Source organism: Enterococcus italicus DSM 15952 (assembly GCF_000185365.1).
GTDB classification, from domain to species: domain Bacteria; phylum Bacillota; class Bacilli; order Lactobacillales; family Enterococcaceae; genus Enterococcus_G; species Enterococcus_G italicus.
Genome location: NZ_GL622241.1, coordinates 384,586 through 400,993, shown reverse-complemented (window position 1 = coordinate 400,993; position 16,408 = coordinate 384,586). Strand labels below are relative to the sequence as shown.

The following is a 16,408-nucleotide window of genomic DNA, read 5'->3' as shown; positions in this document are numbered from 1 at the left end:
GGCTAACGAAAAAGACGGAAAATCCGAAAGTTTGAGTGATAACTTCTGGATTTTCCGTCTTTTTTAGAGCAAAACTATTCTGTCTCAGCTTTTTTACTCTTTCACACGAGGGGTCATAGAGAAATCTGTCTCTACGTAGCCTATTTTTTTTATAAAGATGATACGCAGTTTGGTTATGGGCAAAGACGTGTAACCCAATACCGGTGATTCCTTGTGTCGCTGCCCATTGATCAACAGCTTTGAGAGCTTGCTTCCCGTATTCTTGTCCACGCTTCGTTGCAGTAATTTCAAAGTCATAGATAAAAGCTTGGGTATCCTTAACAAAAAGCCAGGTACTACCGATTGTTTGGCCTTCATCAAGTTGTAATGAAAACAAAAAGTGATTAGGTGTTGCCAAGACGGCTGGCAATAATTCCGCAAAGCTCGCGGTGGATAAAGAAAGTGCTTCTTCTTGTGTCCATGTTTTGGCTTGTACTTTGTCCTCAGCGTAGGCAACGATCGCTTGACTGAGATAATGATCATAAATTTCTTGGGTCATGGGAATTAGGTTGATGAGTGCTCCTTTTTTAAGCGTATTCTAATTAGCAGTATAGCAAATTTTTCGTTGATAGCTATTTTTTTTGTTGCTATCGATTCAGTGCAATCTATGGTAGACTAACTGTATCAAAGTAAAAAAAGGAGCAAAGGATGCGCAAAGTTGTATTTTACGGGGCTATGAGTATCGATGGGTATTTAGCAGATGAACAGGATAGTTTGCAGTGGTTATTTGACACCAATCTTGCAGGAGTCTCGACGTATGAGGCGTTCATCGAGCAAGTCGATACGGTTGTCATGGGTAAGACAACGTATGATGAAGTAAAAAAATACTCGGTGAAGAACCACTCTATCCCGGCAAGCAAAAGATTGTCTTCACGCATCAAATGAAAGGTTCATTTCCAGAAGGTCGCTATGTAGCTGGTGACGTGAATACGATTATCAAAGACTTAAAAGTAGCAACTGGAAAATGGATCTGGATTGTCGGTGGTGGTGGATTAGTGACGTCATTAATGGCATCAGAGTTAATTGATGATTATTGGATTCAGCTTGCACCTGTCTTTTTAGGATCGGGCAAGCGCTTGTTTCCAGAAGGGGATTATGAGCAACGGGTGACGTTTGTCGAAGCAACACAGATGGGTGAAATGGTCGAGCTGCATTATCAAAAGAAACAGATGACCAAGAAAAATAAAAAAAAAGGAGGATGTCTATGAAGCAAGTGTGTTGGGTTAGGTCTTCAGATGGCTGTCATCAATTAAAAATGAATCATTGGCTACCAGAGCAAGCACCGAAAGCCACCGTCCAACTCGTACATGGGATGGTCGAGCACATTGATCGCTACGAGGACTTTGCGAAGTACTTGATGTCAGCTGGTTATGCGGTCATCGGTCATGATCATTTGGGACATGGAGACTCTGTCCAAGATGAGGCGGAGTACGGCTATTTTGCAGATCGAGAGGGACACCGGTTTTTGATTGACGATGTTCAGCGCGTCAATGAACAAGTCCGTGCCAAGTATCCGAAGCTACCGCATGTTCTTTTGGGACATAGTATGGGCTCACTTGTCGTACGGGATTACTTAATTAAGTATCCGAATGAGACCTTCGTTGGGTGCATCATGATGGGGACGACCTATGAACCATTACTTAAAATGACCGCAGCACTCTTGGCGAGTCAGACCTTTATCCGCCTGCGTGGACCAAAATATCGCTCCGCCATCTTAGACAATTTGGCTTTTAATGGCTTTAATCGTCATTTTCGACCGGCGCGTACAACTAAGGATTGGCTATCAAGGGATGAAAGGCAAGTTGATGCCTACTTACAAGATCCGAAAAATCAATTTACGTTCACCGTAAAAGCCTATCAAGATCTTTTTTATTTAACCAAGGAAGCCAGCTCACCCAAAAAACTCAAGCAAATCAATCCGCAGCTTCCGTTTTTGTTTATTTCAGGTGAGGAGGATCCGGTGGGGCATTACGGAAAGAGTGTCCATGCGTGTGCCAAGCAAATCGCAAAAAATGGCAATCCAGTCACTTTGCGAATGATACATCAAGCCCGTCATGAAATTTTGAACGAGCAAAATGCCTCGTTTGTTTACCGTGAAATCAAGGAATGGATTAACTTCCAGTGTTTAGCGGCCAATCAAAATTAGCAAAAATAAAAAAAAACACTTGTCAATAATGAGAAGTATCTGTACACTATGAGATGTACTTATTAAAAATTTAAGAAAGAGAGGGAAAGTCAGATGAGCAAATTACTGATAAACAACCAAACAAACTGCATATCATCTACATTATTAATCCCTTCTTTGGATTCTATTTAGCGTACAGTGAAGCAATTATTGTATACGTATATCTAGGCTCTGTTCTGAATGGGACAGGGCTTTTTTGTGCGCTTTTTAGAAAAAAGAAGAGGAAGAAAAGTGGAGTCGGTCAAGCGACTCAAAGGGAGAAAGAATGAAATACATTTTAAACCAATTAGCAAGTTATTTTAATGAACACAAAAAACGCTATGTCATTGTCGTTTTGTTTATGCTGATAGCCAGCGCAATGTATGTAGCACCGACGTATATTATTCGCTTATTTGTGGATGCGATTATCGCCAAACAATTAACTAGTCAGATGTTACTTCAATACAGTGTGCTTTTTGGAGGCGCGATTGTCCTAGCATATCTGACCGAGTTTGTCTGGACCTTTTTTCTATTCATTGGTTCCTTCGATTTACAACGGAATTTACGTGGGGATTTGATGACGCACTTTCTAAAAATGGGTGCACCTTTTTATCATCGTTTTCGAACAGGAGATTTGATGACGCGCTCGAGTGATGATGTCCAAGTCATGGGGATGACGGTGGGCTATGGCTTGATGGTCTTTTTGAACACTAGCGTATACTTAGCGTTTATTGTCGTGATGATGGCTTGGAGTGTGTCCTGGCAATTGACATTGATTGCATTGATCCCGATGCCAGTGTTGGCTTACTTTATTTTCAAATGGGGCTCAGAGGTAGATAAGTCATTCACGGATGCACAAAATTCTGTTTCCGAGATGAATAGTGAAGTCTTAGAGATGATTGATGGCATTCGTGTCGTGCGTGCATTTGGTCTGGAAGAAGCCACTACGGCTCAGTTTGAAGCACGTACAGAAGAAACAAAAAGCAAAAATGATCGCGTCTCAGAAATCGATGCACGCTTTACACCACTGGTTACGATTATTTTAGCAATTAGTTTTGTGTTAAGTTTTGGCTTTGGTGCCTTATTGGTCGTCCGTCAACAAATTACCATTGGGGCGATGGTTTCGTTTCAAGTGTATTTAACGATGGTCGTCTGGCCTATGATTTCAGCGGGAGACTTAGTGAATGTCATGCAGCAAGGAGCAGCTTCTTGGCGACGAATCAATGAAGTATTGCAGACCGGTGATGGCTTGGAGCAATCCGGTGTAAAAACAGCCACCAGCTTTGAATACTTTGCATTAAAAGATTTTGATTTTCGATATCCTGATACCAAACGACTCGTACTCGCGGGGGTAGATTTGACGATTTCACGTGGTCAAGTCATCGGTATCGTAGGTAAAACGGGGAGCGGCAAGACGACTTTGCTTCGTCAGTTTGGCCACCGCTACCCTTATTCAAATCAAGTGCCTGAGCTAAACGGCTTGCCATTGACGGACTATGAGACGCAATCCGTGCGGTCCCAATTAGCTGAAGTACCGCAAGAACATACCCTTTTTTCGCGAACAATCCGTGAAAATCTCTTGTTTGGTGACAGCCAAGCAAGTGATGAAAAACTATGGAAAGCACTCGAGATGGCCTGCTTAGCCGAAGACATCCGACTGATGCCAGAGCAACTAGCGACCTTAGTCGGTGAAAAAGGGGTGTCTTTATCTGGTGGACAAAAGCAACGATTGTCCCTAGCTCGTGCCTTTTTAAGAAATAGTCCCGTTTTGTTACTAGATGATGCACTTTCCGCCGTCGATGCTAAGACCGAGCAAGCCATTATCGAAAATCTCAGCAACCAAACGATTACCGATACTTTAGTCATCGTGACCCATCGTTTGTCGGCGATTACGACAGCCGATCAAGTACTTGTCTTGGACGAAGGACAAGTTGTCCAACGAGGTACCCATGCATCCTTGATTCAAGAGCCTGGCTGGTACCAAGATCAATATTATCATCAACAAATAAAGGAGGATGAAGCGTCTGATGCTTAAGACTATTATCCGATTATTGAGTTATATCCGCTTTTATAAGCAGCGATTTCTAGTAGGTGCGAGTCTATTGGTTATCGCCACGGGCTTAGAACTATATTCCCCGATGATTGCCAAGCGGTTAATTGACCAAGTCCTGACACCTGCATATGAGACAGGCGTCTTAAACAAAGAATGGCTGATTATCTTATTAATGAGCTATCTTTTATTAAACAGTGTAGGATCATTATTAAAGTATGTTAGTTTATTGTTACTAAGAAAAATGTCCAATCGAATTGTCAAACGCATGCGCAATGAATTATTTGCCCACATGCATCACCTGCCGATTTCCTATTTTGATCAGCTGCCAGCCGGAAAAGTTGTTGCACGCATCACAAATGACACCGAAGCTTTGCGAGGAAATTTTTATGTGAGTGTCATTAGCAACATGCTTAGTAATATGATTCAAATTATTGGTGCATTTACTGCCTTGTTGCTATTAGATAGACGCTTAGGCGTAGCGATGCTAATTTTAGTTCCGATTTTAATTATTTGGCAAAAGCAATACACAAAATATGCCTCTAAATACAATCTAGCTATGCGAGAATATATCTCCCAGATTAGCGGACAGCTGAATGAGTTTGTCCAAGGAATGGCGGTCGTGCAAGCATTTCAGCGCGAAAATCAATTGCTACACGAATTCAAAGATACTGTCCAAAAGTGGTTTGAGATGGGAAGAAAATACTTGCTTTTGGATTCATCGGTGGCGTGGGGATTTGCCAATCTATTAAGAAACGTCACGATGTTAACTGTGATTTCATTGGCTTCTTATCAGTTTTTAGATGGCCATATGCTCCTTTCAGCGGGTCTGATGTATGTCTTTATCGACTACATCAATCGCTTGTTTGACCCGATTGAGGGATTCGTACAAACAATTGCCAATATCCAACAATCTCTAGCCGCTGGTCAACGAATTTTTGAGTTTGCTGATCAAAAAACTGAATCACAAGAAGAAAAGCAAATGCAGATTAAAGAAGGCGATGTTACCTTTCATGATGTCACATTTGGCTATTTGCCAGAACAAACAGTTTTGAAAAATATTACTTTCCATGCAGCACCAGGAGAGACAGTCGCTCTTGTCGGTCACACTGGCTCAGGAAAATCGAGTATTTTGAATTTACTTTTTCGGTTTTATGATCCGCAAGCCGGCTCCATTGTGATTGATGGTCAGACCATCGAAGAATACAGTCGCCAAAGTGTACGAAAGGGCATGGCGATTGTCTTACAGGACCCGTATCTTTTTTCAGGGACAATTGCTTCGAATATCGGGATGAATCGCCCAGATATTACGGATGAAATGATTGTGGATGCGATGGAGCAAGTCGGTGCGGCCTATTTATTGGACCGCTATGAAGAAGGTATTCACCATCCAGTAGTGGAGAAGGGCAATGAGTTTTCCAGTGGTGAGCGGCAATTGATTAGTTTTGCGCGGGCTTTAGTGGTCAACCCTAAAATTTTAATTTTAGATGAAGCTACTAGCCACGTGGATACAGAGACTGAGACAATTATCCAAAAGGCTATGAATGTCTTAAAGAAAGGGCGTACGACTTTTATGATTGCCCACCGCTTGTCGACGATTAAGGAGGCCAATCAAATCTTAGTCTTAGATCGAGGTGAAATTGTTGAGCAAGGGACGCATCACTCATTAATTGAGCATACAGGAATTTATCAACAAATGTATCAAATGCAAGCAGAACAACTGTGATAACTAAGAAAATAACAAAAAAAGCGCTGGTGATAGAAATAAAGAATCACCATCGCTTTTTCATATACATTTTATTTTTTTTGTATTAAGATAATTTTATTATTAAAGATTGATGAGATAATCGTTTAAGTAAAGGATGAGTAAGACATGAAGAGGCCAATTATTGGAATTGCAGCGAATGAAATTCAAAATTCGGGAGAAGTATTGCATGAGATGCCGATCTTGTATACACCGCTTGGTTATGTGAAGGCAATCCAAAAAGCAGGTGCACTGGCGATGGTTATACCCATTAGTGAAAAAGAAGCTGCCAAAGAATACATTAGCCAAATTGACAAGCTAGTATTAGCGGGTGGTCAAAATGTCTCAACCAAATTTTACGGGCAACAACTGGAGACAGAAGAGGATTACAGCTACCTAGCACGCGATGAGTTTGAGCTGGCGCTAATTGATGAAGCACTTGTTCAAAAGAAACCGATTTTTGCTGTATGTCGGGGAATGCAATTAGTCAACGTCGCTTTTGGTGGTGACTTGCAACAAAAAATTGATGAAACGAAAGGCATTCGTCATATGCAAGCACCAATTCCACGTGCTGTGCCGACGCATGGAATTCAAACATTGGACCAAAGCATGATACAATCATTATATGGCACACATGATACGGTGAACTCGTTTCATCATCAAGCTGTGAATCGTTTATCAAGTAATTTCACCGAGACTGCGTGGAGTCCAGATAATGTTATCGAAGCAATTGAAGATCCAAAGCACAGCATTTTAGCAGTACAGTGGCATCCGGATTTTGCGTATGAAGAGTTGGTTCAAGAAATGGGTATATTTCAATATGTAGCAAATCATTTATAAGGGAATGAAAAAAGGGGGAAATGGAATGAAGAAACGATTATTGGGTTATTTAGCGATTGCAGCATTGACTCTGTCTGCATGCTCAACAACAGGAAAAAATGAGACGACTACGAGTACAGATAGTAGCTCAAAGCAAGTAATTAATGTTTCAACTTCAGGTGAATTAACGACATTAGATAGTGGGCAATACAGTGATGTCAACAGTTCAGATATGATTGGTCAAGTCACAGAAGGTCTTTATCGCACAGACAAAAATGGTGACCCCGAACTTGCAATTGCTGCTGAAAAGCCAACTGTTAGTGAGGATGGCTTGACGTATACCTTTAAGTTAAGAGATGCCAAATGGAGTAATGGAGATGACGTGACGGCAGCTGACTTTGTGTATGCATACCAATACGTTGTCGATCCGACCAATGCATCAAGTAGTAGCAACCGAATGGATATTTTCAAAAACGCGAGCAAGATTCGTCAAGGAGAGGCAGATGTCGATACATTAGGTGTCACAGCCGTCGATGACCACACCTTACAGATTGTGCTAGAAAGTCCGATTACTTATTTAGATCAAATTTTGGTAGGCACACCATTTATGCCAAAAGATGTGAATTTCGCGAAAGAAAAAGGGAAGGATTATGGAACTAGTTCAGAGAACTTTGTGGGAAATGGACCATTCAAAATCGAAGGGTGGACAGGAGCCAATGAGTCTTGGAAATTAGTTAAAAATGATAGCTATTGGGATGCAGGCAATGTTCAATTAGAAGAAATTGATGTGCAAGTAGTCAAGGAAACAGGAACCGGCGTAAACTTATTTGAAACCGATGCGCTTGACTATACGACATTGACTGATACCTACGCGCAACAATACAAAGACAACGACTTAGCGCATTATGTACCGAAAGCTTTGGTAGGCTATATTAGTGCCAATCAAAAGCGTGACGTCACAGGAAACTTAAATGTCCGCCAAGCTATTTTACAGGCCATTGATAAAAAATCATTTGCAGAAGATATATTAGGCGATGGCTCGACTGCTTTAAATGGTTTCGTCCCAAGTAACTTCGCAAAAGATCCATCAACTGGTGAAGATTTCCGTAAAGAAAACGGCGATTTGCTTCCATATAATCTTGAGAAGGCACAAGCTTCATGGGCCAAAGCCAAAGAAGAATTAGGAAAAGATCAAATTACATTGGAATTACTTTCTTCAGATACAGCCTCTTCTAAAAAGACCGTTGAGTACATTCAAGGACAACTTGAGCAAAACTTACCAGGTTTGACTATTACGATCAAATCTGTGCCGTTGCAAAATCGATTAGATTTACAAACAGCGGGGGATTTTGATTTAGTGTTTGGTACATGGACACCGGACTATGCAGACCCTATCAACTTCTTAGAATTTTATGATTCAAAAGGTGGGTTGAATACATCTGGCTATGCAAGTTCTAGCTATGACCAAGGATTAGAAGAAGCTCGTACGACATTAGCGAATGATGCTGATGCACGATGGAAAGAACTATTAGCACTGGAAAAACAACTGATTGAAACAGATACAGCCGTGTTGCCATTGTATCAAGGTGCAGTAGCATACTTACAATCGGAGAAACTACAAAATCTTCAAATTTTCCCATTTGGTCGAACTGTATCTTACCGTTTAGCATATGTGAAGTAGTTGTTCCCGTGAATAATGAAAAATACCTGAACATTAATTTATACATTTATATAGTGAATTCGACTAATCTTAGCTTTCGACTATAAAAATGATATAGAGATATGTTCAGGTATTTTTTGTATGTGTATTTTTAGCAATCCGGCATAACCGTATTTGGTATGGCACATTTATACGTTTTTCCTTTTAGATTACGTAAATGCTCCTCTTTCCCTTTTTTTATTCTTTCGGGTGAAGTAAAGGCATCGATTGCTGTTAAAGCGATTGCTTTACCCGCATTGAGTAATCCTTTATGAGCGACTGAAGATTTCCCGTTAGCAACCCATTGCCAGCTATGAGGAGCACTTCCCAAAGGCTCACAACCAATCCAAACTTGGGCAGTAGGGCATATCCAGCTGACATCTCCGACATCTGTCGATCCTCCTCCAGTTCCATCAAATGAAAGTGGTAAAATAAATTGACAAATAGGAAGAGAAACGTATTCTTTAAGTTCTTCAACACTTTTATCTGGGAAAATATCCAAAAGCTTGTGATAGATGTCTTGTTTCACTGAATCAGCAATTGTATCATAATAGCCTTGTTCATAGGCCAATTCTTCAGCAGAATAGTCAAATAAATCAATCAAGGATAGATTTTCATGCATCTGTGCTGTCCAAAGTTTATTTGGTATATATTCATAATATGCAGAATCAAGGCTAACCTCCATAGTCGTACCAGTCATTAATGCGGCCCCTTCTGCAATTTTAGTCACTCTTTCGTAAATTTCGGTAGCTTGTTCCATTTTCGGTGCACGAACATAATAAAATAAAGAAGCACTTGATTGAACAACGTTAGGAGAGGTGCCTCCAGTATCTGTAAAGGCATAATGGATTCTTGCATCATCAATAATGTGTTCACGTAAAAATTGTACACCGATATTCATTAATTCAGCGGCATCTAATGCGCTACGACCTAATTCAGGAGCTCCCGCTGCATGAGATGAAATACCTTTAAAGTGATAATTGACATGGTATACAGCCAAACTTGAAGCACCCCAAGCTCCTGTCTGATCCATCGGGTGCCAACTTAATGCCAAATCTAATTCATCAAACAGACCAGCTCTGGCAATATATGACTTTCCACAACCACCTTCCTCTGCAGGGCAACCGAATAATTTAATTGTACCCGGACCACCCGTTTCTTTTAAAAATTCTTTCGCTCCCACAGCTCCTGCAACAGCACCCATCCCCAGTAAATTATGACCGCATCCATGCCCATTAGCACCTTTAGTAATGGGCTCTTGTTTCTTTAAGTCAGCTTGTTGACTTAAATTAGAAAGCGCATCATATTCACCAAGAATACCTACTATAGGAGACCCACTACCATATGTGGCTACATAGGCATTACGCATGCCACCAATGCCCTTTTCTATCGTAAATCCTTCTTTTTCTAAGACACTATAATGTTGTTGTACAGATTGATCGACGGCAAAGCGTAGTTCAGGTGTGTCCCATATAGAATCAGAAGCTTGAAAAAAAATTTCTTTTTTTTCATTCAATATCTCCATTATTCTTTCTTTTTTCAAAAGACCACTCTTTTCTAATTTTATTTTAATATTTTTAATAGAAATTTTAACATATATCATGAATATATAAGTTGTAAATCATTGATTTTTTTCAGAAAATCACAAATTAAAAATGAAATAAGCTATTAAATCAACTTTATCTAATAATAGTAAGAAAAGATTGTGTAAAATTAATAAAATAAAAAAGTGAGAAAATAGTGAATTAATTATGAAAATAGATTACAATAATCTAATTAAATTCTTATAATTTGACTTACGTTAGGTTTTATTACGTGAAAATGGTTAGTTTAAGGAGGGCGTCTCATGAATTTAGCTGAAGATACATTGGCTTCTCAATTTTTAGAAAAAGCAATTGCTATCTTACAAGAGAATAGGGATTATACGATTGCGAATCGACGACATTTACATGAGTTTCCAGAGTTGTCATTTCAAGAGGAGCAGACAAGATCATTTATTCAAAAGGAATTGTTAGCATATGGATATAGTGATATCCAAACAGAGGTAGGCGGTGGCGGTATTTTAGCTACGTTAGATACTGGGAAACCAGGACCAATAATTGCACTTAGAGCTGATTTTGATGCTTTGCCAATCCAAGAAGAAAGTGACTTACCATTTAAATCAAAAAACGATGGTGTCATGCATGCTTGTGGACATGATGTCCATACAGCAACATTATTATCCGTTGCACAAGCTGTAGGGAAACTTTCAAGTGATTTATCAGGTAAATTAATTTTTATTTTTCAACATGCTGAGGAATTGCCACCAGGTGGAGCAATTGCAATTATGGAATCTGGGGCTTTAGATGATGTGGATGCAATATTTGGCTTACATATCCAAGGCGGAACTGTTGACGCAGGAAAACTCTATATTCACCCAGGATATATGATGGCTGCTGCTGACTCGTTTGAAATCCAAATTCAGGGAAAAGGTGGTCATGGATCAGCTCCGCATACCACAGTCGATGCTACAGTAGTTGCAGCATATTTAATTCAAGAATTACAAACGATTGTTAGCAGAAGAAAAGATCCAATTAAAGCAGGGGTTTTATCCGTTACAGCCTTTCACGCAGGAGAAGGGGCCGATAATATTATTGCAGATAAAGCATATTTGAAAGGAACTGTTCGAACATTTGAAAAAGAAGTACAACAACAATTTAAAGAAGGTATTTCAGCAATGGTAGAACATATTGCAGCTGCTCACGGTGCCACAGCTAAAGTAACATATAAATACGGTTATCCTTCTGTGTACAATTATCCCGAAGAAACAAGTTTGGTAGAGAAAATATTTATTGAACAATTTGGAGAAGAAAATGTTGTTACAGTTCAGCCAACAATGGGTGGTGAGGATTTTGCTTATTATTTGCAAAAAATACCAGGAACTTTCTTTAATGTACCGGCAGGGATTGCGACACAAGAAATAAATTATCCACATCACCATCCAAAATTTACTGCTGATGAAGAGAGTCTATTCATTGGAGCACAAGCATTTTTATCTATTATTCAACACTATTTAATAGAGAATGAATCAATAGAAGGGATAGATAATGTATGACTTTAGAAAAATGGTTAGCAGATTTAGAATCCGGACACGAAGAAGCATTAGGAAATCGACGCTATCTTCATCAACACCCTGAACTGTCTTATAAAGAAGAAAAAACAGCACAATATATTATTGAACAATTAACTGCATACGGTATCACTGATATCCAGCCCAATTTTGGTAATGGATACGGCATTGTTGCAAAAATTAAAGGGGGACATCCCGGGTTAACAATCGCTTTGCGTGCTGATTTTGACGCTTTAGCAATTACGGAAGAAACAGATGTTCCATTTATTTCAGAAAATGAAGGTGTCATGCATGCATGTGGTCATGATGTCCATACTGCTGGTTTATTAAGTGTCGCTAAAGTATTACAAAATAATCGTAGTGACCTTCATGGAAATGTTGTATTAATTCATCAAAATGCAGAAGAAATTCAACCAGGCGGAGCTAAATTCATGGTAGAAGCTGGGGCACTAGAGGGTGTTGATTTTGTTTTTGGTATTCATGTATCCTCTTTATTACCAAAAGGAATGATTGCTTATTCTGAACCATACGGATCTGCTAATTCAGATACCTTCAAAATTGATATTCAAGGAAAAGGCGGTCATGCTGCTCATCCAAGTGAAACGGTCGATTCAATCGTAATTGCTAGTCAAATAATTACCAATTTACAAACACTAGTTAGTCGTAAAGTCGATCCAATCGAGGCCGGGGTATTAACTTTTGCAAGTGTAAAGGCTGGTGGAGATGCGTATAACATTATTGCAGATACTGCAAAAATAGTTGGTACGGTTCGTACACTTGATGCTAAAACGAGAGAAGTATTAAAAAATGGCGTTGTCACATTGCCAAATGTTATTGCCAGTATTCAAGGTGGGACGGCCACGACTTTTTATCGTGATGGCTATCCTGCTATCCAGCAATCAGAACCAGAATTGAAACAAGTTGTAAAAATAGTAAGTAACTTATTTGGAGAAGATAAGGTTGTACAAATTCCCACAGGTATGGGTGGGGAAGACTTTTCTTATTATGTCCAAGAAAAACCCGGGTGCTTCTTTTATGTAGGAGGAAATAATCCTGATATTGATGCAGTTTATCCACACCACCATCCTAAATTTAAATTGGACGAGAGTTGTTTACTTCAATCGGGGCAATCATTTTTAGCCATCGTCGCACATTACTTAACAACTAACGATGGTAAATCCTCAAAATAGATTGGAGGTAAAGAAATGGGAAAATACATCATTAAAAGAATTTTGATTACTATACCAGTTTTGTTATTGGTAACAATTTTTTGTTTTGGAATTGTTAATTTAGCACCAGGAGATCCGACAGATTTATATATTTCTGAAAATGCAACTGCGCAACAAAAGGAACAAATGCGAGAAAATCTAGGATTGAATCAACCCTTACCAGTGCAGTACGTTAAATGGCTAGGAAATTTATTACAAGGAAATCTCGGTATTTCATTTTCTTCGCGGGTAGCCGTAACAGAGGTACTTCCAAATAAAATTCAAGCAACGCTCACGCTTATGCTAGCTACACTATTGCTATCTTACATATTAGCAATTCCGTTAGGTATCATTTGTGCCAAAAAGCAAGGCGGTTGGCTAGATACACTGATTACAAGCTTTTCGTTTTTAGGAGTATCAATCCCTAACTTTTTCTTTGGGTTAGGCTTAATCTTTATATTTGCCTTACAACTTAAATGGTTGCCGACCGGGGGGATGACCACTTTGGGCCAAGAGTCCAATGCCATTGATAGTTTAAAACATTTGATTATGCCCACTGTCGTACTTTCAGCTTTTTATTGTTCGAATATGATTCGATATGTACGAGCAAATATGATTGAAATCTTCTCAGAGAATTATATGCGAACAGCGAAAGCCAAAGGGTTAAATCAACACTTAACATTATGGCGACATGGAGTGAAAAATTCGTTGGTTTCAATTATTACCGTTGCGAGTTCTGACATACCTAAAATGCTCGGTGGGGCAGTTGTAACGGAACAAATTTTTCAGTGGCCGGGCATTGGTCAATTAATGATTTCATCTATTAATTCACGTGATTATCCAGTCTTAATGGCAATTAATTTAGTTGCGGCGTTAGGAGTCATGCTTTGTAATTTGTTGGCAGACATTCTCTATGCGGTCGTTGATCCTAGAATTCGGTACTAAAGGAGGTGTGCGAATGGAAATGACCAATATGTTCAAAACTGTTTCAAGAAAGAAACTTGAAGAATTGGAACATCTGAGCCAATTGCAAGGAACAGCTCAGAATGAAGATGGCTATCTAAAGACGTTGGTCAAACGGTTTTTCAGAGATAAGTTGGCTGTGGCTAGTTTGATTTTATTCATTCTTTTTATCGTGATTGCCGTGTTTGCTTCGGCGATTTCTCCCTATGATCCAACCAAAACAGTCGGCTATTTTGAAGCAGCACCTTCCGCCAAAAATCTGCTAGGTACAGATGAAGTAGGGCGTGATGTACTGAGTCGCTTGATTTATGGGACCCGCGTTTCATTGATTGTTGGTGTCCTTTCTGTGATTATTTATGCCGTTATCGGCACCACTTTAGGCTTATTGAGTGGGTTTTTAGGTGGTATTTGGGATACAACCATCATGAGAATTACGGAAGTTTTCATGTCGTTTCCTTATTTCATGGTGATTTTGGTTATTGTCAGTTTGATTGGCCCAAGTATTTGGACCGTCACGTTTGTAATTGGGTTACTGGGATGGCCGATGATTTGTCGCTTGGTTCGTGGGGAAGTGATGAAATTAAAAAATGCGGACTACGTACAAGCAGCGATTGCTTCTGGTTACACCACGTTCCAGATTATGTTTAAACATATTTTTCCCAATATTCTGACATTAATTTTAGTCAATATGACGTTTGGGGTTGCGACATCGATTATTACCGAAGCCTCGTTAAGCTTTCTAGGTGTAGGTGTGCAACCACCGACTTCTAGTTGGGGGAATATGATGTCCAACGCACAGTCATTAAATGTGCTGCAAAATCAGTATTGGCGTTGGTTACCAGCAGGAATTATGGTGTTATTAACGGTATTGTCAATCAATTTTATCGGTGATGGACTGAGAAAAGCGATTGAGGGAGATATGAAATAGAAAAGAAAAGAGGGATTGACATGACAATCAAAACGAAAAAGAAAGCCATTTGGATGGGAATCATTACCTTGTTAAGTGTTACATTGTTAGCTGCCTGTGGGGGATCCAGTGATAGCTCAAGTGGATCAAGCACTGAGTCAAGTTCGGCCACCAAAAAAGATACTCTATACATTGGATTAACTAATGCACCCGGTGGTTTCAACCCAGCTAATTCGACAGATACGTCTGGTCAATGGATTTTGCGGATGTTGTACCCAACACTATTGGATCAACCAGAGTCTTTAACCTTTAAAGGGAATTTGGCTGATTCATTTGAAACAACGGACAACCAAACTTTTACAATCAAGCTTCGCAGTGGTGCGAAATGGTCAGATGATAAACCAATTACTGCGGAAGATGTCGCATATTCATTGAATTTGATTGCCAATCCAGATGTTGAAACCTCTTTTGGGGTGAATATTTCTAGTCTGAAGGGGGTCAAAGATACTGGGAAATTGGATGATGGCACCACAGAAATCAGTGGGGTTAAAGTTGTGGATGATAGCACTTTAACCTTAACCACTAAAACACCCGTGGATCCTAATTATTTGAAGGAAATGATTGGATTTAATATCTACATTGTACCAAAACACATCGTAGAAAAAGAAGATTTAAAAAATCTATCTAGTTCAACTTTTGCTACGGCCCCAACGGTATCAGGAAGTCTTTACAAATTTGTGAAGTACGAAAAGGATTCGTATGTTCAGTTAGAAGCCAATCCTTCTTACTATAAAGGAGAAGCAAAACTGAAGAATGTTTACTTGAAAATCGTGAACGGGACAAGTTTAGTAACTGAATTAGAATCTGGTGGCGTAGACATGGCTGCTGGTGGCGGAATTGGGGTTATTCCGGTTTCGGATATTGATACCTTGAAGAAAAATAGCAACTTGACGTTTAAGAGCTATCCTGGATTTGCGACTCAATTTATGTTCATTAATAACGATGACTTTGATGCCAAAGTTCGGTTAGCGATGACGTATGCGATTGACCGTGAAGCGATAGTGAAACAATTGTTCCGTGGCAATGCGGAAGTTCTACCAACTTCGTATACCTCTGCAAGCAAGTACTATGACAAAGATTTGAAGGCTATACCACATGATGTAGCGAAAGCCAAAGCATTAATCAAAGAATCTGGCTTTGATACAAGCAAAGAAATTGAGTTGACGGTGCCAACTGGAAACAAAGCACGGGAACAATCAGCCAACTTGATTCAACAAAATCTAGAAGAAGCTGGTTTCAAAGTGAAACAAGTAAGTTTTGATTTTGTTACAGCCTTGGCTAATGTGCGTTCAGGTGATTACCAACTAGGATTAATCGGTATTCCGTTGACTTCTGATCCAGACCAAACATATCTTTGGTCAAAATCAGGAACCACTAATTTAAGTCGCGTGAACGATCCAAAACTGGAAGAATTGATTGCTCAAGGAAAAGCTTCGACAAATATGGATGACCGGAAAAAAATCTATGATGAAATTCAAGCGTACTGGAAAGAACAAGCCTACGCAGTTGGTCTTTACGCCGATTACCAATACAAAGTACAAAGTAAAAACCTTGATGGCGGGATCAAAGAATTTTGGGTAGGTAGCTTATACGATATGCAAGATTGGACCAAAAAATAATTAGAGAAGTGAAATAGTTCGTAAGAA

At 39.5% G+C, this 16,408-nt stretch carries 14 protein-coding genes; 12 read left to right on the top strand and 2 right to left on the bottom strand.

The annotated features are described in order from the left end of the window. Window positions 1–538: GNAT family N-acetyltransferase (locus tag HMPREF9088_RS01920; RefSeq protein ID WP_007207425.1), on the bottom strand; the 538-nt coding region annotated here is incomplete at its 3' end. Between the two features lie 149 nt (window positions 539–687). On the opposite strand from HMPREF9088_RS01920, the gene HMPREF9088_RS12580 reads away from it, so the two are divergent. From HMPREF9088_RS12580 to HMPREF9088_RS01890, 7 genes are all read left to right on the top strand, one after another. Then, a complete protein-coding gene (locus HMPREF9088_RS12580; protein WP_007207424.1) occupies window positions 688–924 on the top strand; it encodes a dihydrofolate reductase family protein in 237 nt (78 codons plus the stop codon). Continuing rightward, complete coding sequence (locus HMPREF9088_RS12575) at window positions 921–1,247, top strand: dihydrofolate reductase family protein (protein WP_007207423.1); 327 nt, start codon at window positions 921–923, stop codon at window positions 1,245–1,247. Before HMPREF9088_RS12580 ends, HMPREF9088_RS12575 begins: the two co-directional genes overlap by 4 nt. After that, window positions 1,244–2,185: an alpha/beta fold hydrolase gene (locus HMPREF9088_RS01910; RefSeq protein WP_007207422.1), complete on the top strand. Its 942-nt coding sequence runs from the start codon at window positions 1,244–1,246 to the stop codon at window positions 2,183–2,185. The genes HMPREF9088_RS12575 and HMPREF9088_RS01910 overlap by 4 nt, the downstream gene beginning before the upstream one ends. A 304-nt stretch (window positions 2,186–2,489) precedes the next feature. Further along, window positions 2,490–4,238, top strand: a complete 1,749-nt coding sequence (locus tag HMPREF9088_RS01905; protein WP_007207421.1) for an ABC transporter ATP-binding protein — start codon at window positions 2,490–2,492, stop codon at window positions 4,236–4,238. Beyond that, the gene (locus HMPREF9088_RS01900; protein ID WP_007207420.1) at window positions 4,231–5,979 is read left to right on the top strand and encodes an ABC transporter ATP-binding protein; all 1,749 of its coding nucleotides are present in this window, start codon (window positions 4,231–4,233) and stop codon (window positions 5,977–5,979) included. Before HMPREF9088_RS01905 ends, HMPREF9088_RS01900 begins: the two co-directional genes overlap by 8 nt. Before the next feature lie 147 nt (window positions 5,980–6,126). Then, window positions 6,127–6,837, top strand: a complete 711-nt coding sequence (locus HMPREF9088_RS01895; protein ID WP_007207419.1) for a gamma-glutamyl-gamma-aminobutyrate hydrolase family protein — start codon at window positions 6,127–6,129, stop codon at window positions 6,835–6,837. A gap of 25 nt (window positions 6,838–6,862) precedes the next feature. Further along, window positions 6,863–8,497, top strand: coding sequence for a peptide ABC transporter substrate-binding protein (locus HMPREF9088_RS01890; protein WP_040366087.1), 1,635 nt, complete (start codon window positions 6,863–6,865; stop codon window positions 8,495–8,497). 130 nt (window positions 8,498–8,627) lie between these two features. Here HMPREF9088_RS01890 and HMPREF9088_RS01885 read toward each other — a convergent pair whose 3' ends face one another. After that, on the bottom strand, window positions 8,628–10,040 hold the full coding sequence (locus HMPREF9088_RS01885; RefSeq protein WP_040366084.1) for a M20 family metallopeptidase: 1,413 nt from the start codon (window positions 10,038–10,040) through the stop codon (window positions 8,628–8,630). Window positions 10,041–10,361: 321 nt separating this feature from the next. Between HMPREF9088_RS01885 and HMPREF9088_RS01880 the strand changes: the two genes are divergently transcribed. From HMPREF9088_RS01880 to HMPREF9088_RS01860, 5 genes are read left to right on the top strand one after another with little or no spacing between them, the layout of a single operon-like run. Beyond that, the gene (locus tag HMPREF9088_RS01880; protein WP_007207416.1) at window positions 10,362–11,609 is read left to right on the top strand and encodes a M20 metallopeptidase family protein; all 1,248 of its coding nucleotides are present in this window, start codon (window positions 10,362–10,364) and stop codon (window positions 11,607–11,609) included. Then, window positions 11,606–12,814, top strand: a complete 1,209-nt coding sequence (locus HMPREF9088_RS01875) for a M20 metallopeptidase family protein (protein WP_007207415.1) — start codon at window positions 11,606–11,608, stop codon at window positions 12,812–12,814. Before HMPREF9088_RS01880 ends, HMPREF9088_RS01875 begins: the two co-directional genes overlap by 4 nt. Window positions 12,815–12,829: 15 nt before the next feature. Continuing rightward, the gene (locus HMPREF9088_RS01870; RefSeq protein ID WP_007207414.1) at window positions 12,830–13,777 is read left to right on the top strand and encodes an ABC transporter permease; all 948 of its coding nucleotides are present in this window, start codon (window positions 12,830–12,832) and stop codon (window positions 13,775–13,777) included. A 13-nt stretch (window positions 13,778–13,790) separates the two neighbouring features. Then, window positions 13,791–14,723, top strand: a complete 933-nt coding sequence (locus tag HMPREF9088_RS01865) for an ABC transporter permease (RefSeq protein ID WP_040366082.1) — start codon at window positions 13,791–13,793, stop codon at window positions 14,721–14,723. Between the two features lie 20 nt (window positions 14,724–14,743). Beyond that, entirely contained in the window at window positions 14,744–16,381 is a 1,638-nt protein-coding gene (locus HMPREF9088_RS01860) for an ABC transporter substrate-binding protein (RefSeq protein WP_007207412.1), read from the top strand. The last annotated feature ends 27 nt before the right edge of the window (window positions 16,382–16,408 follow it).